The organism is Adhaeribacter rhizoryzae, assembly GCF_008629685.1.
Lineage (GTDB): Bacteria > Bacteroidota > Bacteroidia > Cytophagales > Hymenobacteraceae > Adhaeribacter > Adhaeribacter rhizoryzae.
This window is the reverse complement of sequence record NZ_VWSF01000019.1, coordinates 21010-42598: the sequence shown is the minus strand read 5'-3', so window position 1 is coordinate 42598 and position 21589 is coordinate 21010. Positions and strand designations below refer to the sequence as shown.

The following is a 21589-nucleotide window of genomic DNA, read 5'->3' as shown; positions in this document are numbered from 1 at the left end:
TCTTAGTTAAATTTAAGATTTCAGATAAACCTGGTAATTAGCTTTTACATGCACTTTTACCTGTCTTGCTTTTTTACCTGCTAAGGTTTTAATACCATTAATTCCGCTTTGCGCTGCTTGCATGGCGAGTTGTTCTTTTACCCCGGTTGCCATCGTAACATTATAGCTGCCGCCCGAAGCCATACTGCCCAACGCTTCTTTTCCGGCGTCACGTTCTACGGAACCAGGAATATACACGCCCAGCATGCCATCGTTATCATATACTTTCAGATCCACCGGTACAATATCTTTGCCGTACCGGATATTTTCAACAGCAATTTTCAGGCGCTCATTCCCAATGGAAGCTACCCCGTAAATAAAGGAATTCTTAGGGATAACCGTACCTTGTAGATTAATGTCATTCACCAGCCGCATTTTAACCGTAGAGCCGTTGACCAGCGTTTGATCGTTGTGGATCATGGCACTAATGGTGTTGCCAATCATGTGTCCGCCCTTGCCTCCAAGCGAATAAAAGGTATTGCCTTGTTGCATAGCTGGCCGTTGCTCATCTTCTTTTAACTGGGGCAGTTTATTAACCACTTTCTGATTATACCCGGCCACTTCTACAATTCTTCTTTTTGGTTGCTTTTTACCCACCGTGTCTTGAACTTGTGGTGCAGGCTTTTCCCCGGCAAATTGCCCGCTGGTTAACGTGCGCTGAAGATATTGTAAGTAAGGATGGTTCTTGAGTTCTCTATTTACATCCATGCTGGCCGCACCCCCACCCTGCTCTCTTTCCATTAATTCGATAAGCCGGTCAATTTTAGCATCCGAAACGGAAGAACTATTAGCCGAGGTTCGATAAAAAGAATTTACCCTGGTATTTAAATTGTCATATTCCCGCCGGTCCTCCCGTCTGACCGTAGGCCGGGGAGCCGGCGTATAAGCCAACCCACTAGAACCAGATGCAACAGAATTAGTATCTAATACCCCGGAAGAAGAAATATTGCTATCCCTATCATCAGCAAGTGTTCGCATCCGTTCCGCTTTTGCTTCCTGTTCATCTTTTAATTTATAGGCACTTAATTTATCACTGATAAGATTGCCCTTTTCAGCCGGTTTGGGAACTTCGGTGTTCAGACCGGTAATTTGCATGGTGGCGCTGGCCGGTGGCGTACCACCCCCGAAAATATAAAATATAATAGTCAGGAACGGCACAATAAACAGCGGCAGCGCCACTGCCATTTTCCGTTGATGAAGAAATTCTGGGGAATGTTGAACTTGCGTGGTATCCATGTTATTTTATTTTTACTGAATCCGTTTTAAAGACCTGATGCTGCACGATAGGGCGTTTAATGGCAGTAATACCAATGGTAGAACTGCCCTGCCCGGCTAGTCCGGAAACCAGGCAATACCCGAAAAAGCCGCCGAAAAAAAGAACAAACAGAAAAAAATAGATTTTCTTTTGGGCCAGCGTTAAACCTCTTTCCTTCTTTTCTAAATATTGAACAATGGATTTTTGGATTAAGTGTAATTGGACTTTAAACCAGTTTAAAGGAGTAATATTGCTTTTCATGATTACCGGGAAATAACTTTTAAATCCCTGTTTTCCAATACCCGCCACTTTTCCATTAAAAAGCCATGGGGGTTATTATCGCTCCTAATTACATCACGCAACTGGCATTGGGAAATAAGGGAACGCTGGGTTTCCGAGGTAGACCGGATAATGGTTTGCGTCGCATAACATTTAGCGGTATATGGATAGTCGTTAAAATTAGTTTGTACACTATCAATCCTGATCTCTTGGCTCACATTGCCCGCTATCAGGTTCATAAAGTACCCGGCTTCTTTCAAGTTAGCGTATTCATTCCTTGCCGATTCGTCGCAGAGGTTTAGCGCCTGGTTAATGTTGTAATCGATGGCTTTCTGGTCCGGCGATAAGGTGAAAAACAACTCGTGAAACCGCTTCACGTGGTCCCTGGCTTCTACCGGTCTATTCTGCTTAATGTCTTGGGAGAGTGCCAGCATCAGCGATTTGCCATGATCTAATACATATATTTTTTCCCGTGATTTTTTAGCAAAACTGAAGGCCGTGTAAACGATATAAACCGATAAGCAAAATGTTAAGCTTATAAAAATTATTAGAAACAGCCTCATTTGTTTAAAGCTGGATTCAATATTGGTTAAACTTTTAAACTGCATTTTTTCCCCTTTCCTTAATTAAGTTTAGAATATCCGGTATTGGTAACTAAATTTTTAGCCGCTGTTCCCATGCTCTTTACTCCACCGGCCACCGCTCCCCCCGCAGCACCGGCGCCGGCACCGGCCACCGAACCTGCCCGGCCAAGGGTGCTAACCGTGGTATGGGTAATATGCTGCATAAAACGCCCCGCGCCACAGCTTTGTACAATCCATCCGGCTACGGTAGGAACACAGGTGTAGCCAAAAATACCAATCAGCAGAAAAACCAGGTAAGCCGTGTTGGTGGCATCAAAATCACCACCACTTTGTAAATCCGCAATATCTTTTTGCAGCATCAGTACATTTATTTTTGAAATAATGGCTCCAAAAATATTGGCCACCGGCAGCCATAAAAAGACGTTGATGTACCGGGCAATCCAGTTGGTAAGGGTTCCGTGGAAGCCGTCAAAGACCGCCAAGCCAAAAGAAATCGGCCCTACAATGGCCATTACAATTAAAAAGAAGGTTCGGATGGTATCGAGTACCAGGCTGGCAGCTTCATAAAGCACAATTAGTAATTCTTTAAACCACTCCCTTACGCTCGTCTTCATTTGATACATGGCACGCTCAGTATACATACCCGCTTTATCGCCTAAATCCAGCATGTCTAATGCTTTCAATTTCTTTTCAAACTCTGCATCATCAACCATCCAGCCTTTGCCCTCCTTTTTCATGTTGGCCTCTTCCAGTTTTGTTAATTGTTCCTGGAATTCCCGCACCTCCACGTTTTGGGTGTCAACCAGGGAGGAAGTAGCCGTTACCACCGGGTTCAAAAGGCCATTAAGCAGCTGAATCACCAACGGGAAGAACATAATGCACCAGCCAATTACAAAAGGCCGGAACAGCGGGTAAAAATCAATTGGTTCGTTATTGGCCATATGCCGCCAGACCCGGTTGGCGATATAGAAAATAGCTCCTAATCCGGCTATACCACGGGCAACCCCAATTAAGGAATCGCATAAAGGCAACATGTCATCATAAAGCTGTCTCAGAATCTGATGCAGACTCAACCATTCATCATTCATGCCGGTAAAATTTAAAATGTTATTGGGCTAACCCGTATAAGCGCATGACGCCCTGGGTATTATTCTTCTTTTTTGCCCGTAGGTAGGAAACGGAAATATTTTTATTGGTAAAATATTGTACCAGGGCCTTATGCTCCCTTACTTTTTCGTAGGTGGTATTTATCATATCCAGGCGTTCCTTATCGGTCAAACTCAACCCGGTAGATTTAGCCCCTAAGTTTAAATCATCAACGAGCCGCGAGCTCTCTTTTAAAAGCTTGCCGTAGCCTTCGGTTATATAGTCAACCTCTCGGGGAGAAAAGTTTTGATCAATCCGGAATCTTTGAATATTAGTAGCGTACAAATCAACGATTTCCCCGGTAAGCTGTAAGGTTTCGTAGATTTTCTGATACTCGGCTACGGTTTGATTTACCCGTTTCAGACCATCGTACCACTCCTTGCCCTGGGTATAAATTTTATTTGTTTCCTTGAATTGCCGAACCAATTCGTACTTCTGCTGAATCTGTTCCGTAATATTGGTGATTTGCTGAATGGCTCGCTGGGAAAAAGCCGTGGGATCGGCTACTACAAATTGCGCAGTGGAATTGAGATTAAACCCAATTAGAAATATTAAAATTAAAACATACTTTTTCATACCCATTAAATTTAATGTTCATATTTACCTATTAATCAATTTATCTATGAACGAATTTACCTATTTATATTTGTTTCTATTTCTCTGTAGCTCTAGTAACCTTTGTATATTTTCCACCTCCGGTGACTAAAAGCATATTTTCATTTTCCAGATACATAACATCGAATGGAACTCCAGCATTAATTTTGATTACTTTACTTTCTTTATCATATACCGCAGGAACGGTTTTATCTCCTTCCTTCATAATGAAATTTTCGCCATTACGGGTAAAAACCATATGGTTTCTTTCTTCACTTTCTACAGATTTCCATTCTCCGACAAAATTTTCGGCATAATCCCTTGTATCATCGTTTGGCTCCTCCTTGGCCGTTTCAGCCGATCCGCTGGGCTTGCTAGCAGTATCAGTCTGACCGGAGCAACCAGCCCCGCCTGCAGCAATAAGGAAAGTCATAACCGTGTAGCCCGTAGCTACAGCGACGCTAAAATTTTTCATAGATTTACAATTTAACTGGCTCTTGCTCCATTAGCCATTTCCGTAATGGCTAACTGCATACTCCCTTTCCGATTGGCTAAGTCAAAAAGTTTTACTTTTTCGGTTTCTTCGGTGGTGTAGGTAAAATATTCTTCCGGGGAAACCTCGGTGGCGTAAACGGCGCTTTTAACGCCACCTAAGCCAATCCAAACTTCTTTGTAGCGGCGATTGGGGTTATTATCCAGGTTAATGGATAATATTTGTTCTTTTTCCTTATCGGATAGGCCTAGTAAATTTTGAATCTGTTCAAATTTGTTCAGGTACTTGCGCTGATCGAGCAGGATTTTACAGTCGGAATTATTAATAATGGTATCCTTTACAATGGGCGAATGAATAATATCGTCTACCTCCTGGGTTACGACAACCGCTTCGCCAAAGAATTTCCGGACGGTTTTAAAAAGGTACTTAATGTATTCGGCCATCCCTTCTTTGGCGATGGCTTTCCAGGCTTCCTCAATCAATATCATTTTCCGGGTACCTTTTAATCGTCGCATTTTATTAATAAAGGTTTCCATAATAATTAAAGTAACCACCGGAAATAGGATTTTATGATCTTTGATATTGTCTAACTCAAAGACGATAAACCGTTTTTGTAACAGGTCTAATTCTTTCGCGGAGTTTAACAGGTAATCATATTCTCCCCCTTCGTAATAGGGTGCCAGCACATTGATAAAATTGTCAATATCGAAGTCTTTTTCCCTTACTTTTTTTTCTTCCAGAATCTTCCGGTAGGGCCCATTTACAAACTCGTAAAAAGTATTAAAACCAGGGGTGATATCGGTTTTATCTTTTAGGGCAACCAGGTAGTAATTAACCGCATTGGATAAAGCCACTTCTTCGGCCCGCGTAGGAATATCCGTATCTCTTTTCCAAAGCGTTAAAATGAGGGTTTTAATACTTTCTTTCTTTTCGAGATCAAATTGTCTATCTTCGGTATAGAAGGGGTTGAAGCTAATGGGGTTTTCTTCCGTGTAAGTTAAATACACGCCATCCCGCCCATTCGTTTGCCGGCTAATCAAATCGCACAAGCCTAAATAGGAGTTACCCGTATCAACCAGGAGCACATGAGTTCCTTGTTCATAGTACTGCTTAACCATATGGTTGGTAAAGAAGGATTTCCCGCTTCCGGATGGACCGAGAATAAATTTATTCCGGTTCGTGGTATACCCCTTTTTCATAGGTTCATCGGAGATGTCCACCAGGATTGGCTTACCACTCAGGCGATCCACCATTTTAATGCCAAACGGACTGCTGGAAGAACGGTAATTCGTCTCGTGGTTTATAAAACACGCGGCTTGCTCCAGGAAGGTATAAAAGGTTTCTTCGCTTGGGCAATCAGAAGCATTACCCGGAATACCCGCCCAAAATAAGGTAGGTATGTCTTTCGTATTTAAACGTGGTTTACAATCCATCGCCGCAATGCCGGCCGTAGCCAAATTGCGGTACTCTTTTAGCTGTTCAGGATCTTCCGACCAAAGGAAAACGTTAAAATGAGCTCTTACTGAAATTTGATTATAACTAATGGCTTCATTTAAGTACTGATCGTACCACTCCTTATTTATTGCATTTTCCCGGCTGTACAAAGACAGTGAGTTTAAGTTGCGGGCCTTCCTTTCAAAATCCTTTATATTTTCAGTGTGATCGTCAATGAATAGGTATTGGTTGTAGATGTGGTTACACGAAAGTAATAAGCCCACCGGCGCAGCGAACCCCATATTGCAACTACTTTTATCAGTACTTAACCGGTCATAGCGTTTATCAGTACTAACCGAACCTGGTAGATCGTCAATATCGGATAACGTAAATAAATTAAAATACTTAGCGCCAATCTGTAAACCTTGGGAAAAATCAATATCGGACAAGGGTATTACATCTTCCTGGCTGACGGCTAGGTACTTTTCTATAATACCGGCTTTCTCTTCGGAACCGATTATTTCTGCTTCGGTCAGGCGTTCCAGGCGAATAAAACCACTATCGGTTAAAATGCGTTGAAACTGGCTTACCGTATCAAAAAAATTAGTGATAACACCCGGAGAATCTATTTCTTTCGGAATAATCTTTCCCCGCACCAAGGAACTCCACATGCTGTTCTTTTTAGCTTTTTCCGGATAGGATAAAGTAATATATAAATAGCAATAGTGGTTAAGAAATGAACGCTCGTTAAAATGCCGCTCAAATGCCCGGTCCAGGAAGCTAAGATTATTTTGGCTGAAATCTGGTCTGTATTTTTCCTCCACAAACCAATCCTGTTTATGAAAAATAGTATATTTCGGGAGGATTTTTAACGCTTTAATCCAGGTTTGGTGAAGGCTTTCATAATCCGGTTGCGATAAGGTAAATATCTCTTTCAGATCCACCCGAAAACAAACCGTTATTTCCGCAAACTTGTTAATAATACAATCGTGTTCAACCTTGTATAAAGGTAGTTTCTTTTCCAGCGTATCTGCCCTGTAAACATCACCCATAATTTACCGCTTTCTTTTGTACTGTAACATTCTTAAAAATTTCCCCTGATTTACCAGGTAATTCGGCCGCTTTCTGGCCGCCTCCTTCTTCATTAAGCCATGTTCTCCATAAACCCGGTTCCATTTAAAAACAAAGTGGAATAACAAGCTAGTCGCTACGAAAGCCAAAAGAAAACAGGTGTAGAGGTGCAACCCAATTAAGTACAAGATGGTAAAGGACATAAAAACTCCTAACAACCCCACAAAAAAATACATCAGGTATTGCGCTTTTAAGCCTTTAAACTCGACCGGCTTGTTAATCCCTTTATTGATACCATAATTAGCCAAGGGATTAAAAATCTAAAGGAAAAAAGCTCTTAACACGGTAGCCACTACTACCAGGAATACACAGCTGCCAAACCAACCGGCAGCTACCTTCTGGGTATCCGGATCACCAGAGTTCCATTTTGAGTAAACTTTAACTCCGCCGATTAACCCAAGCACTGCCCCAACTGCATACACTAATTTGGTAGCAGGTTCAAAATAGCTGGTAACCTGGGCCGTGGCTTCTTCAATACCCGCAGCGCCATTGCCCTGACCAAAAGCAGCTGGGGCGACACATAGTAAGGCAAACACCGCCACCGCGTTGAGAAATTTCTGGTTTTTTAGATTTTTCATGTTTTTAAAAATTAGGTGGTAAAAAATTAATGAACTTGTTTAAGCAATTTTTTTACATCAAGATCAGAAAAGGAATCTTTGATTTCCTGCGGCTCCTTAGGAGGAGCCTCTTCCTCCCATAAAGCTTCATTTAAAAGTAGTTCTACCCGGGCCTTTGCTCGTACATTGTCTGTCATCAGGGTTTGGAGTAAAAGCGTATCTTCCATTATTTCCAGGTTTTTTGACAGTTGCCCTTTTTCGGTATCCGTAATTTCTTCCTGGGTTAACAGCTCTACCGTTTGGTTTAGATCCGCCAGGACAATCCCACCTGTTACGAATTCTACCGCATCACCCGCAGCAAAAGGAATAAATTGTTCTTCCAGGTCGATATCATCCATAAAGTACAGATCTTCTTCCTGCTCTTGTATTTCTGCTAGGTTTTCTTCACCCTTCCAATATTCACCGGTTAGATCTGAATCTTCTTCCTGTGCGGGATCATTATTGGGCTCATCTGAAGCAGGAGGATTTTCAGTGTCATTATTCTTAAAACTGTCAGACCCAGGAGGAGAGGAAATATCATTGCCGTAATCGGCCGTGGCACCAATAGCTGAATGAACGGAAAAAGTCATTGCTGCAGAAGAAGGAATCAGATCAGAAGGGGCACTGGTTTTACGGAGCGTGCCAAATATCTCGGATCGGTAGTAGATGAATAATATAATACTATAGTAGAGGATAACCGCAACTAATATAAACAGACCAAATTGAACCCAAGTAATACCAGCAAACATATTTGTAAAATTTATGTTTATACCTGCCTTTTAAGTATATAAATAATTCACTTAATAAATAATTTTAATTAGTGATCTTACTAAGTTAAAACAAATAAAAAATAAAAGCAATACTATAAAACAAGCTTTATTTTAAATATATAGGTAAATTAATATGAAAATTACTTCTTTGTGTGGTGCCGCCTACTATGTAATAATGAAATTTATACGATAATAATTATTTACAAGATGAATTATTTTTAATAATTTTATTATAAATTGGTTAAGAGAATAAATAGCAAAAAAAAATGGCTACTAACGGAATCAATGCCGAAGTAGCCATTAGCAGAAAAAGGTATTTTGGTGCCCCTCTCCTATTCCATAAATTTCCTTCTTAATTCTTCAATATCGGTTCCGTATCTTTCAAAGTGTTCCACTAATATATTTTCCAGATAATCAGCCATGGCGATGCTGTTGAGTCCAGAATAAAGAAGAACCGCCCGAATTCGCTTTTTAAGGTCAGCTGAAATATATACGGTTTCTTCCTTGCGCCCGGAAGTAGGCGTTAAAAAGCGGCTATGCTCCCACCCCTTACCTGATTTAGGTTTAGAACCCGGTTTTAAATTAGGTTTTATTTCCGGGGTAACCGCACCGGGGGAAATGGCGGTGTCTAAATCCGGAACAGGCACCTGCTCCTTATTTTCTCCTTTGCTTTCTTTTGCCTTCCCGGCAGCGGAATCCAGGAGTTCTAGGTCCTCCGGGCCAGATTTGGGTTCCGCCGCCGCCGTTTCGGCCTGCCCCTCCCCTCCCCTGGCCATATCCGGCGAATTATTTTTGTTGCTGGTAAAATTTGAATTAAATCCGCTTAAACTGCCAATTAACAGGCTTTCATCGAAAGGAGTATCATCATTAAATTTTTTCTTATTATTCTTTGCCATATGAGCTAAATTAAACAGTAAGTGTAACAGGTGCAACAGAAACGCCAATAACTGTAAGAATCTCCTCAATTAAGGGAACCATATTGGTGTCTTTCAGCAGGTGGGCTTCCATGGGGAAAATGGTGGAGCGAAATTCAGGTTTCCGGAATTTGACACTTTGATAAAGTTGGGTTTTTAAAATATGCATGCCCGCCTTGGTAACTACCTTTTCGGTGGCGGTGTACAAATTTGATTTTTCTGATTTAACCACGTTGTTCCATAAGAAATGTAGGCTTTTTAAGTTAATTCCCGGTTTACCAATGAAATTCTGGTTTACCAGCAGGCCAAACTCAAGACTGCTTTTAACTACCAGCTGATCGGCGATGAGCGGGATAAAAATATGGTCCAGCTTGCTAATGGTAGACAAAACACCGCTGGTATTAACCGTGCCGGGTAAATCCACAAAAACAATATCAAAGGGTTCCTCCGTATTTTCAAATTGGCTTAAATCGGTCAGCGCTTCACCAGGATTGCTCGGTATAATCGGATATACTTTTTTCCCCTGCTCTTTAAAGGCATTTTGGTAGGACGTTTGGGTGCGAACCAAGCTAATCTCATCTTCCCTTAACTTTTGAACACTATGTTGCGGAAAGTCAGCATCCACAATGCCGACATTCAAATCCAGGACACTATGACAATAGCTAGCCACTAGTATTTCCAAGGTTGTTTTTCCTACCCCACCCTTTTGATTAAAAAAGGAAATGAATTTGGTTTCTTTAGCCATAAAATAAAAGACAAATTAATATAGTTAAATAGGTTTATATAAACCTAGGTTGTTATTTAAAGTGATTTATCCAAACCCGGATTTATATAAACCCAAAAGTATGTAATTCCCGGTAAATATTAACCAGGAATTAAGTTTATAAATTGTCCTATATAAATGGATGCCTCTAAATACCTATACATTTGTTTCCATTAATACAGATATACCTAAATCTATAAAAAGGTAAACCAGCATACCTTGTAAAATATTTAAACGTACCTCTTTGTTTATATAAAGCTTGGTAAACATATCTATGTATACCTTTAAGTATGTATATCAAAAAAAATATCTGTTTAAACAATTATATATGTATAAAGGTTAAACTAAACCCATGTATTTGTATATGTATGAATCAATTTTCTCGGGTTTACATGTTTATTTTAATAGGGATACCTAGATGCCATTATAAATTTAAAAATTTTAACCTATACCTACCTGTATCTGCATACATATATCCATATTTTTATTTTTATATATAATTCTCGATTCCTTTAAATGTATTTCAATGTGTTTATTTTTGTCCTTAATTACCTGCATCGTTGAACCTGGGTTTATAGTTATATTGTTATCTTTAACTATTTGTTTCCAGGTTTATATAAAAGTAGGATAATAGATATCCTGCTATCTCTAACTACTTATTTTGTGGTATCTTTAAACATTTGTTTATTGGTATAGTGTTATCGCTGTATACCTTTTTCCTGGTATCTTTAAAGGGGTGTTTATCGGTATCCTGTTATCCTTAAACATTTGTATCCTGATCTACATAAATATTTGTTTATCGGTTTGCATTTAATACCTACACTAGGGTTTTATATTTGTTTCTTTGTTTCTATATTTACATGGATATTGCTTTATATAAACCTGTTTTTTTCCAGTCCTTTATTTTTGTGTTTTATTTCCCTCCAGCCTTACTTAAAATGGTAAACTTTCCACCAGGGAAGCAGTATATAATCTGGGGTTTTGCGATAGCAAAAAGCAAGATATGTTTTTGTTCCACAAAAACCCTAACGGGCCTTACCGGGTTTGCTAATGCCAGAAATCTAAATCGCTCCAAAGTCGCTTTCTAAAAATTTGAGCAGTATGGATAAAGAAGAAAAACCAGTTGATAAGAAAAAGGGTAGGGGAGGGAGAAAGCCGAAGTCAGCTAAAGAGCGCGCTTCTTGCGAAATACACTTTAGGGTCACCGAAGAAGATTTCCAATTGATGGATACCCGTTTTAAAAATTCAAATTATAAGAGTAAAACGGATATGTATTATGATATCATGTTTCAGCAGAAGTTAGCTATAAGAGATAGTTTGAGTATTACATTGGTAACGGAAATCCAGAATTTAATTCGGGAGATAAAAGCTATCGGCACGAATTATAACCAGGTGGTGAAAAAAATTAACTCTTTAACAGATACCAGACCCGTACCCTCAGAAGTTAAAAAGCTAATCGCATTAACTGAAAATTTAGAGCATACTCAGGAACACTTCTTTCAGATTGTTTTAAAGTTAAGGGAAAAATGGTTGCAAGGATAATACGGGGTAAGGATATAATGGGTCTGTTGAATTATAACGAAAAGGAAAAGTCTAGTATTCTTTATGCACAGTTAATAAACGATGTAAAATCTCCGGACGAATTAACTTTAAAGGATAAGATACAGGCCTTCCAGGCGTATCTTAACCTGAATTCTAAAATTAGCAAACCAACTTTTCACGTATCCTTAAATCCTGATCCAGATGATAAATTAAGCGACGAGCAACTAACGGCTATTGGCCGGGAGTACCTGGAGCGTATGAATTACGGCCAGCAACCGTTTATCATTTATAAACACGAAGATATAGAGCGTACCCATATTCATTTGGTTTCGGTGAGTGTTGGCCTGAACGGAAAAGCTATAAGTACCTCTAATGACCGTTTCCGTTCGGAAGAAATCCGGAAAGATCTGGAAGTAAAGTACGGCCTGATTAAAGCTGGAGATAAAATTAAGAACCGCGAAAATATTTTTGCACCTATTAATATTTCGGCTATTGAATATGGTAAGACGGATACAAAAAGCGCCATTGCCGCCGTGGTACGGTCCGCCACCAGGGATTATAAATGCACTTCTTTAACGGAATTTAAAACCTTGTTAAATCAGTATAATGTCACGCTAGAGGAAGTAAAAGACCAGCAAGAACCGGATAAAACCTTAGGATTATTTTACGCCGTTATTAATCCAGCAGGAGAGAAGGTGAGCACCCGTATTAAAGCCAGTGCCATAGATAAGAAAGTGGGTTTAACCGCTTTGCGGGATAAGTTTAATCAGGACGAAAAGCAAATAAGGGAAAGCAACGTAAAAGCCCTCCTTAGCCAAAAGATTAAAGGCGTACTGCAAGCTTATCCGTATATTACCCAGACCGATTTCAAAAACCATTTAAATCGCCAGGGGATACAAACGGTATGCCGCCAGAGCAAGGAAAACCGCCTGTACGGCATTACCTTTATTGATACCCAAACTAAAATAGTCCTCAATGGCCGGAATTTAGGCAAAGCATTTTCTGCCCATACCTTAAACCAACGGTTTACGGATACTACCTTATCCGTCCAGGATCTGCAAAAAGCGAATAAGCATTTAATCCGCATTTATAACGAACACCGGAAGACGGATGAAAAGTTTTATTATGAAAGCGGCCTGATAAAAGCATTGCCGGGGTTAGCAGAAGAATTCATTTTGCAATTGCAAAATCAACTCCCCCTCATGCAGGTCAACCAGGCCCGGTTAGCAGTAGATAATTTTATAACCTACCGCCATAAGCAGTTACCCAAAGTACAGGAAAAGGAAACCGGCTATTTTAAGGCGAATACACCGGCCCTACTTGATTTTATTCAGCGGAACCAGGCGTTAACCTTAAAGCAAAAATTAAGCTTCCTCTATGCTAATAATATTACTTTCTCCCAAAAAGGCGAAGATTTGTTCATCCATCCGGCTAAGAGCCAGGAGGTCGGGTATACCGTGCCTAAAACTACGCTTTTTAATTTATTCAGCACGCCGGCAACCGGGGAGAAGTTAGCGGTTAGTGCCTCGGAAATTCCGGTATTGGATAAAATTGACCGAAATATTATAAAAGTGCTAAGCCTTCCCCAAGAGGAGCGGGATTATACCCGTTTGAAACTGGCTGATAAAATAAACTTTCTGCCGCGTTCGCCCCTATTGCCTTACTTCACCAGTTCGGATAAACATTTACTCTACAGCCACGCCAATTTAAACTATGTAGATGGCTTTTTCCGGAACTTGGATAATGGTTTAAATTATAACCAAACTATTTCTAAAATTCTGGAAAATGGCTTACTTATAAAGCCGGAAACCAACCAGCAGGGCGAAATAATTTCTTTCCATATTGGTTTTTATAAATTACCCGAAACCACCTTTGTGAAAGCCGGCACCAAAATTACGGAATACCTGAAAGCTAACAATTTTACCTACCAGACGGCCGCCCGTATGCGTAAACTGGTATTCCGGCCGTTGCAAACCGGTGAAGTTAAGATTTCGCCCAAGTACGGCCTGATTGTAAGGCTCCATCAAGCTCTACAAAAAAATGATCTAAAAGCTACGAATCACGTATTAAGTTTAATTCATAAAATGAATAAACCGTTAGGCGAACAAATTGAGAAACGCATTACGGATTTTCTTAAACTTAAAAACGAAAGCGGACATGCGGAAAAAATTCAAGCCAAGGATTTGATTCCGGTAATTTTAAAAGAGATTGTGGGATACCCGGCAGATACGCTACGGGAACCAAGTCAAAATACGCCCCTCACCAATCGCTACAGTACGGAAGCCATGCAAGGAGCAAAATTATTAGAAGGTTTCGGCCAATTGTTTAATAATTTAGCGGATGCTGTTTTCGGAAGAGAAAGTGGAGAAAATGAAGAGCATAAGCCGGAGCAAAACAGGCGGAAGAAACGGCGGCGCCCCCGTTGGTGATAACCGAAAAAGAAATATTATAACTGATAAAGTAAATATTTTCGAAGTTAGCAAAAGAATCTAAATAATGCCAGGCCCCTGGGAATAATGTGATTTTTTGCCAGCCGTCTTATACGTTTGCTAAGGCTCTTGCCTGATTCGGCTTTAAAACCAGTTTTCAAGCCAAGAAATCTTATTTAAACTTAATTCATTAAGGAAATGCACGAAGATCAACGAGCCTTATCCAAGCTGATGGATTTTACCCGTCTAATAAGTATATTCTTACTATTCTTAAATATTTACTGGTTTTGTTATTCTGCTTTTCAGGAAAATGGATGGACCTTCCCCATGATAGATTCTATTTTAAAAAAGTTAGATAAAGGAAGTGGCCTTTTTCAGCAGTCGCTTTATTCTAAATTGGCTAGTATTCTGTTTTTAGGTGTTTCCTGCCTGGGTACCAAAGGCGTTAAATCCGATACCATTTCGGGGAAAAAGATCGGGATATATTTGATATTAGGCTTAATCCTATTTTTTGCCAATGATTTGCTATTAAATTTTTCAACTCCTTTGATTCCGAATGCTTTCCTTTACATGGCCACCTTAGCCGGGGGCTATTTGATGCTCCTAAAATGCGGCAACTATCTTTCCAGGGTCTTTCATAATGATCTGATGCAGGATATTTTTAATGTAGAAAACGAATCATTTCCCCAGGAAGAAGTTTTGATGGAAAATGAATTTTCTGTTAATCTGCCTACCGAATACCAATTAAAAGGAAAGAAGCGCCATGGCTGGATAAACGTAGTTAATCCATTCCGGGCAACCGGCGTAACCGGTACCCCAGGTTCCGGAAAATCTTATGCCGTTATTAACCAGTTCATCAAGCAGCACATTGGCAAAGGTTTTGCCATCTATATCTACGATTATAAGTTTGATGACCTTACCAGAATTGCCTACAATACCCTTTTGAAAAACTACGACAAGTACCCCGTTAAACCAAGTTTTTATGTGATTAACTTTGATAACCCGGCTAAGAGTCACCGGTGTAACCCCTTGCTTCCTTCTATGATGACCGATATTGTAGATGCCTACGAAAGTGCCTATACCATCATGCTCAATCTGAATAAAAAATGGATAGAAAAGCAAGGTGAGTTCTTTGTAGAATCACCCATTAATTTTTTGGCGTCTATTATCTGGTTTTTAAAGTTATACGAAAACGGCCATTACTGTACCTTTCCCCACGCCATCGAATTTTTAAGCCGGAAGTACGAAGAAATATTTCCTATTTTAGGGAGTTATCCGGAAATAGAAAATTACGTTAAGCCTTTCGTTTCAGCGTTTGAAGGGGGGGCTATGGAACAGCTGGAAGGCCAAATAGCCAGCGCCCGTATACCCTTATCCCGGCTGGCATCACCACAGCTTTATTGGGTTATGAGCGGAAATGATTTTACCCTTGATTTAAATAATCCCGAAGCCCCCAAAATATTATGTGTCGGTAACAACCCCGACCGTCAGGCCATTTACGGCGCAGCCCTTGGTTTGTACAACGCCCGGATTATTAAATTAATTAATAAAAAAAATAAGCTTAAAACTTCGGTAATCATAGATGAATTACCCACTATCTACTTTAAAGGATTGGATAATCTAATCGCGACGGCCAGAAGTAATAAAGTAAGCACCTTATTAGGCTTCCAGGATTTTAGCCAGCTAGAGCGGGATTATGGCCGGGCAGAAGCTACGGTTATAAAAAATACCATTGGTAATATTTTTTCCGGCCAGGTAGTAGGTGAGAGCGCCAAACAATTATCAGAAAGGTTCGGCCGGATCTTGCAGAAACGCCAAAGTATTTCTGTAAACCGGGATAGTATGTCTACTTCTACTTCTACCCAACTGGACAGCATGATTCCAGCCAGTAAGATAGCCAATTTATCGCAGGGGATGTTTGTGGGAGCCGTTGCGGATAATAGGGGAGAGGAAATTAGCCAAAAGGTATTTCATGCTACCATTAAAATAGATGTAAAGGCCGTAAAGGAAGAAGAAAGCCGGTATCAGGATATACCGGTAATTACTAATTTTACCGACAGCACCGGCCAGAATCGTATGGACGAAATCATCCGCAACAATTATATTCAGATAAAGGCTGATATTCAAAATTTAATTACGGCTGAAATCAAGCGGATAAAAAGTAATGAACAAACCAAGCATCTGATTAAAGAAAATGGAAAATAAGGAGGAAGTAATAGATAATATACCGAGTAGAAATACCGGTATTACGATAGATAAAGCAGAATTTCAGTTAGTCGTGGGAAAACGACTAGCTGAAATCCGCAATGCTATTAAACCTAAATTAAGCCAGGTCAGGCTGGCCAATTACACCAACTTAAACCAAAATATTATTCAGCGCATTGAAACAGGCGGGGGCACCATTGATAATTTACTCGTGATGCTGAATTATTACCTGAAGGAAGATTATAACCTGAATTATATATTGGCGGAAGATAATTCCGTGTTTACTGAGAAGTTACGGCCGCAGGATAAGGTGGAAAACATAAACGATTATTTTGAACTGCCAGAATAAGAACGCTTTTTTTCGGCTTTAAACTTATCATACATTAAGAAACAAAAAGGGTACGGGTCCAAGGGAAGGCCATTTTTAATTAAAATGTAATGCAAATGATTTCCGGTACTTAAACCGGACTGGCCGACATACCCAATAACCTGGCCTTGCTTCACTACTTGCCTAGGAAAGACAATAAATCGGAGCAAATGGCCGTAAATTGTAATAAAACCATTTAAATGGTTTAGCTGAATGAAGTTGCCCAAGGAGTAATGGAATTTAACCACCCGGTTAACGATTACGTTGGCTACCGCATAAACTGGCGTACCATGCGGAGCGGGTATATCAATACCCCCATGAAACCTATATTCACCGTTTATAGGATGTTCCCGGTACCCGAAACCCGAAGTAATTTTGAAATTTTTTATTTGGGCTTGCTGGATGGGAACCAGGCTCGGAATATTTTGTATAAGGGCCGCATCCCAATGGGTAATCCGCAGCACATTAAAAATATCTCTATAAGTTACGGCGTATCTTAAAAGATTATAAGCGAATTTTTTAATTTCTTCCTGGATCACCTGTTTTTCCAGCCAAAGGGGAGAGGCCTGCCATTTTTCCCGTTCCGATATCTCAAGTTCTAATACTGAATCTTTTCCAACCGGAATTCCTTGCGCTAGCAGAGGGGACTTCGCCGGCAAGAGGAAGATTAAAGCAAAATATTTTAAGTATTGCTGCATGCCGGTTTTTAAAATTATGCGTATAATGATTTATACGCATATAAAAAACAACTTGTTAATTCATAATATAAATTATATTGATAATTTATAGGCTAGTTAAGGTACTTTCAACTTACAATTATGAAATTATGGCAGCTTTGATACCCCCACCAGTAAGTGCAGGTGATAGCCTCCCGGAGGAGCCCACCGCAACGATTTCTTCGGAAGTAAAACTGGCAGCCGAACAAAAGAAACAAGCTTTCGCCATGGCACAAAAGTTATTTCCGGAAAACAAATTTTCCGTCATAAGCATTGAGCCGGACATATCAGGTGGTTATAACTTTCAGTTAAAAACCCAGAAAGAAGACCATAACTACCCTCATTTAAAGCCTGGCTTCAAACAGCCACGGGAAATAGAGCGGGAAATTGAAAAATTAAACACTTTTAAAATTTCTTTTGACCACCATCAGGAAAAGGCTAAAATTAATTTTGATACTTTAGGGACGTTGAAGACTTTCTCTTACAAAGAGTTAAAGTTTAATCAGGGAAATAAATCAGATGAGGATCTAACCCAGAGTACTCACTTTAATTACCAAGGCTATCACATAGAAAGAAGCTACCAAACACAAGAAAAGGGAGCGTACCGCATTACCGATAGATCCGGAAATGAAATTGGAAAAGGGGAAGCCGGGTTTGGTCCGGAGGGTCCAGTTATCCGGGCAAGCGATGGCCGGCAAATGCCTTACTTCAAAACAGATGCCGAAATTAAAAAAGAAGTCGATGGTATTTTGTCACAACTTAAAGCTAATCTAACCAATGATCCCCAGCATTTATTTACAGTAAATAAAGAAAATGGTGAGATCAGTATTATTGGGAAAAATGAAGAAGGTAAACCGGTTTTAAGAAATCCGGAGAATTTAAAAAACCTGACCCCAGGGGAATCGCCACCTTTGTTGGAATTAATACCGCATAAAGGTTTTTTAGGTAACTTTATCCTGAATTTTAGAAATAATTATACCAGAAACAATTTAGAATTTCTAGCCGTTCCTCAATTTAAATCGATTGAGAAGGCCTTAGGGGAGATTAAAGAACATTTACCAGGTTTAAAAGCTGGTTTAATAAGTACCCTTGAATCTCTGAAAGAAAAGACCGGGATTTCTGGTATAACGGTCCAGACCGAACGAGAATTTGTCCATCTTCCGGAGGAACAACAGCAAAAATTATTAGGAAGCTTAGCAAACGATACCCAAGAAAATAATGCCTATACGATAAATAAAAAGAATGGCCGCTGGGAAATGCCAGAAGAAGATTTGCCGAAAAACAGTTTCCAGACCGATTTAAAGGATCTCCTCGACTTATTTAAAGACGAAGAATCTGCATTGCCGGAAAATAATCAGCACACACACACACAAATTCATAGACCGATAAAAGATTCTTACAAAATGCAAGGACCAAAATTTAATCCAGACAATATTAACTGGAAAGATGCAGAGAAGTTAGGTTTAACCAAAGAACTACTGGAAAAAACCGATAATATGAAGCGTCTCCTGAATGGGGAAAAGACTACCCTGTTTCAGGGACTAAAAGGCGATTTAGGAGGCGTCAAAGTTTCTATTGACGGTAAATTTCGCTTAGTAGAAAGTCCCAGCGGACAACCCACTTTCGTTTTTCACGGGGTACGCTCGGAATTGGATATACCAAAAAATTATTTAGGCTACCAATTTACCGAGGAAGATAAACAGAATTTAAGAGGGGCCGGAAATCTGAACAAGCAAGTAACGCTTACCGATAAAGCGACTAATTCCGAATTTAAGGCTTACGTCGGGGTAGATAAAGATACGAATGAATTAGTGGCCATTCGGGCCGAACGCATAAAAATACCAAGTACCTTAAAAGGTGTTATTTTAACGGAGGAACAAAAAAAAATACTCGAAGCAGGAAAACCAATTGCCCTAGCCGGCATGAAGGATGATAAAAATCAGGAATTTTCTGCTACCGTACAAATTGATCCGGCTAAAAAAGGATTCTCCTTCCGGCCAATGCGCGATCCGGCTATCAAAGAAATGTTTAAACCGGAAAATAAAATTCGGGTAGCAGCAGATAATGATAGTAATAAGGTAGATAAGGCTAAGCCCATAGTTAACCTAAAAAACCCGCCAGCCAAAGAAGCGGATGCTAATGTTCCCAGGAAAAAAAGAGGCGGCCCCAAGCTCTAATCTTGTACGAACATCAGATCGCCGGCGCTGCACGGGGCCGGCCATTAGGCTGACAAAATGTTAGCACAACCTCGTTTTCCAGGGCCAACCGGTTGCTATTCTGGCTAGCGTTATTTTTCCGAATCAAAAGGACAGTTTAGGCATTTAGTAGGGGAGGCTAATTCCCCTGTTTTATTAACCGCTTATTTTTTCCTATGGAAGGTTTTAAAAACAAGTACCCTCATGCTAAAAGCTTTGAGGACTTCCGAAATGAAATTTCTATTATCGAACTGGCCACGGCTAACGGTTACCACCACGAAGCAAAAAAAGGATCCCGGACTCCGGTTTTTTATAATCCTCAAACCAAGGACCGGATTATTATTATCAATCCTCACCATCCCGGTAATCAGGGATACTGGAATCCGGAGGATGATACGGATAAAGGCAGTTTAATAAATTTTGTAAAGAGGCGTTTAGGTACCTTATTTCCCCAGGATAATACCAGGAGTGAAAACGCCAACGTAAACGCGGTTTTATATGGTTACCTGAAATTACCCGAACCGGCAAAACAACAGAACCGCCAGCTCGTCAATCCGGAAAGATTGCAAAATATAGAAGCGCATAAATTTTTGAACGACTATTACAAAATTAAGCCTCTCCATGATAAGGACTTCTTCCGGGTAAGAAACATTTCTTTAGATACCTTAGAAAAACCGGAATTCACCGGGCGTATTTTTAATGTTCAATACCAGGACCCCCAGAAACCAGGATTACTTTATACCAACGTTGCCTTTCCTTACCACCTAGCCAATGATACCAGAATAGTAGGTTTGGAAATCCGGAACACCAGCTATAAAGCCCATGCCGAAGGCTCCGACCGCAGCAATGGCATTTGGTACTCCAATATGCCGGAAAAGCTGGATAGAATCGTGCTGGTGGAAAGTGCCCTGGATGCCCTAAGCTATCGAGAACTCCGCCTGCCGGATAATACATTATTTGTGTCGTACGGTGGTAATTTATCCCTGAACCAAATCCAAACAATTAAAGAATTAAAGTTAAAAGGCAACACCAATACAAATTTTCAGTACGTATTGGCCAACGACAACGATAAAAAAGGCGCTTATTATGATTTAATGTTCCTCCGGGACCTAGCAGCCGAAGAATTTCCCTCCCAACGTTTAGCCAACCCGAAAAACAGCATTAAGCTGGCATTTGCCAGCTTAAATGCCCTTACCCCAGGCGCTGCCGCGCCGGGTAAGGTTATGGCGTTTGCCGATAAATTAATGCACGAGTTAAGCCCCTACAATAAGCATATCGACGAGGAAATGAAAAAGAGAGGATTAAGTAACCTGGTGCTAAATGAGTTGGATCGGGATAAAATTAAGTATAAAATAGAGGGAAATCAGTTTTTAGTAGAAATTCCAACCACATATTTTGCGATGCACCAGTTTAATAAAGCTTTTGTGCAAGCAACTGGTTTAGGACATACAATCAAGATTGATAAAGCCATTTTAAACGATTATAATGAGGATTTAACCTTAGTTAAGTTGATTAATAAAAATCCAGAATTATTGGCAGAAATTAATAAAATGGATCTCCATAATAAGCCGGAAGAAAAGCTGGTGTATTCAGATTTAAAATGGGTGATTTTACAGCCGGGGCGCTATGAGCAGTTTCAAAAATTATTAGATTTAGGTAAAGTAAAGAAAGAAATTCCACAAATACTGCTGAAAGGAAAGGGGGGAATAGAATCAAGTAAAAGCGAAAATATAGAAACATTAAAAGCAGAGAATCAGCAGGAAAAGCAAGGCGACTTAAATCAAAATAGTCCCCAGGTAAAGCCAAAATTTTAAGCGCAAAATTAATTTTTAAAGATTTTAATAATAGCCAGCCAGACTTGGAAACAAATTTGGTTTTATTTTAAAAATGGGTGGGGCTCCCTATCGGTCGAACCCGTTCCAGGCTCGCTATCGCTCGGTCTTGCAGACTAATTTGCGGAGCAAATTCCCTTCCAGGCTTCTAGCCCCCAATCATCCTATTTTATAAATCAATTTAAAATTCTAGTTTAACTAAAATGCCATTCATCCGCCTATAAGTGACTGATTTGCTAGCAGAAAAAACATTTAAAGTAAAGGGAAAAAAAGTTCGGCAGAGGATAAATTGTTGATAAATATTT

Annotated in this window: 19 protein-coding genes; 6 read left to right on the top strand and 13 right to left on the bottom strand. The window is 40.0% G+C overall.

The genetic code is table 11. The features are described 5' to 3' along the window. Positions 1-12: 12 nt before the first annotated feature. The 12 genes from traM to F0145_RS19595 all read right to left on the bottom strand — a co-directional run bounded on the left by traM (position 13) and on the right by F0145_RS19595 (position 9980). Positions 13-1275, bottom strand: coding sequence for a conjugative transposon protein TraM (traM, locus tag F0145_RS19650; RefSeq protein ID WP_150091156.1), 1263 nt, complete (start codon positions 1273-1275; stop codon positions 13-15). A 1-nt stretch (position 1276) separates the two neighbouring features. After that, the gene (locus tag F0145_RS19645) at positions 1277-1555 is read right to left on the bottom strand and encodes a hypothetical protein (protein WP_150091155.1); all 279 of its coding nucleotides are present in this window, start codon (positions 1553-1555) and stop codon (positions 1277-1279) included. A gap of 2 nt (positions 1556-1557) precedes the next feature. Continuing rightward, positions 1558-2181, bottom strand: coding sequence for a conjugative transposon protein TraK (gene traK, locus F0145_RS19640; protein WP_150091153.1), 624 nt, complete (start codon positions 2179-2181; stop codon positions 1558-1560). Positions 2182-2195: 14 nt separating this feature from the next. Further along, positions 2196-3245: a conjugative transposon protein TraJ gene (traJ, locus tag F0145_RS19635; protein ID WP_150091151.1), complete on the bottom strand. Its 1050-nt coding sequence runs from the start codon at positions 3243-3245 to the stop codon at positions 2196-2198. Positions 3246-3264: 19 nt separating this feature from the next. Then, entirely contained in the window at positions 3265-3879 is a 615-nt protein-coding gene (locus tag F0145_RS19630; protein WP_150091149.1) for a hypothetical protein, read from the bottom strand. A 76-nt stretch (positions 3880-3955) separates the two neighbouring features. Beyond that, a complete protein-coding gene (locus F0145_RS19625) occupies positions 3956-4372 on the bottom strand; it encodes a hypothetical protein (RefSeq protein ID WP_150091147.1) in 417 nt (138 codons plus the stop codon). 11 nt (positions 4373-4383) lie between these two features. Next, positions 4384-6876 (bottom strand): TraG family conjugative transposon ATPase, encoded by a 2493-nt coding sequence (locus tag F0145_RS19620; RefSeq protein WP_150091145.1) that lies wholly within the window; start codon positions 6874-6876, stop codon positions 4384-4386. A 3-nt stretch (positions 6877-6879) separates the two neighbouring features. Further along, positions 6880-7203: a DUF4133 domain-containing protein gene (locus tag F0145_RS19615; protein WP_150091143.1), complete on the bottom strand. Its 324-nt coding sequence runs from the start codon at positions 7201-7203 to the stop codon at positions 6880-6882. A gap of 12 nt (positions 7204-7215) precedes the next feature. Continuing rightward, positions 7216-7533, bottom strand: a complete 318-nt coding sequence (locus F0145_RS19610) for a DUF4134 domain-containing protein (RefSeq protein ID WP_150091141.1) — start codon at positions 7531-7533, stop codon at positions 7216-7218. A gap of 26 nt (positions 7534-7559) precedes the next feature. Further along, positions 7560-8300 carry a hypothetical protein gene (locus F0145_RS19605; protein ID WP_150091139.1) on the bottom strand — a complete coding sequence of 247 codons (741 nt, stop codon included), beginning with the start codon at positions 8298-8300 and terminating at the stop codon, positions 7560-7562. Between the two features lie 353 nt (positions 8301-8653). Continuing rightward, positions 8654-9217, bottom strand: a complete 564-nt coding sequence (locus F0145_RS19600; protein WP_150091136.1) for a DUF3408 domain-containing protein — start codon at positions 9215-9217, stop codon at positions 8654-8656. A gap of 10 nt (positions 9218-9227) precedes the next feature. Further along, complete coding sequence (locus F0145_RS19595) at positions 9228-9980, bottom strand: ParA family protein (protein ID WP_150091134.1); 753 nt, start codon at positions 9978-9980, stop codon at positions 9228-9230. A gap of 1119 nt (positions 9981-11099) precedes the next feature. Between F0145_RS19595 and F0145_RS19590 the strand changes: the two genes are divergently transcribed. The 4 genes from F0145_RS19590 to F0145_RS19575 all read left to right on the top strand — a co-directional run bounded on the left by F0145_RS19590 (position 11100) and on the right by F0145_RS19575 (position 16523). Next, entirely contained in the window at positions 11100-11540 is a 441-nt protein-coding gene (locus F0145_RS19590) for a plasmid mobilization protein (protein WP_150091132.1), read from the top strand. Beyond that, complete coding sequence (locus F0145_RS19585) at positions 11525-13969, top strand: relaxase/mobilization nuclease domain-containing protein (RefSeq protein WP_150091130.1); 2445 nt, start codon at positions 11525-11527, stop codon at positions 13967-13969. The genes F0145_RS19590 and F0145_RS19585 overlap by 16 nt, the downstream gene beginning before the upstream one ends. A 198-nt stretch (positions 13970-14167) precedes the next feature. Beyond that, the gene (mobC, locus tag F0145_RS19580; RefSeq protein ID WP_150091128.1) at positions 14168-16174 is read left to right on the top strand and encodes a conjugal transfer protein MobC; all 2007 of its coding nucleotides are present in this window, start codon (positions 14168-14170) and stop codon (positions 16172-16174) included. Then, positions 16164-16523: a hypothetical protein gene (locus F0145_RS19575; RefSeq protein ID WP_150091126.1), complete on the top strand. Its 360-nt coding sequence runs from the start codon at positions 16164-16166 to the stop codon at positions 16521-16523. The genes mobC and F0145_RS19575 overlap by 11 nt, the downstream gene beginning before the upstream one ends. Here the strand turns inward: F0145_RS19575 and F0145_RS19570 are convergent. Next, positions 16502-17239 carry a M23 family metallopeptidase gene (locus tag F0145_RS19570; RefSeq protein ID WP_150091124.1) on the bottom strand — a complete coding sequence of 246 codons (738 nt, stop codon included), beginning with the start codon at positions 17237-17239 and terminating at the stop codon, positions 16502-16504. The two genes, F0145_RS19575 and F0145_RS19570, sit on opposite strands and share 22 nt — an antisense overlap. A 128-nt stretch (positions 17240-17367) precedes the next feature. On the opposite strand from F0145_RS19570, the gene F0145_RS19565 reads away from it, so the two are divergent. After that, complete coding sequence (locus F0145_RS19565; RefSeq protein WP_150091122.1) at positions 17368-19434, top strand: DUF3945 domain-containing protein; 2067 nt, start codon at positions 17368-17370, stop codon at positions 19432-19434. Positions 19435-19628: 194 nt separating this feature from the next. After that, positions 19629-21266, top strand: a complete 1638-nt coding sequence (locus tag F0145_RS19560; protein ID WP_150091120.1) for a toprim domain-containing protein — start codon at positions 19629-19631, stop codon at positions 21264-21266. Positions 21267-21589 lie beyond the last annotated feature (323 nt).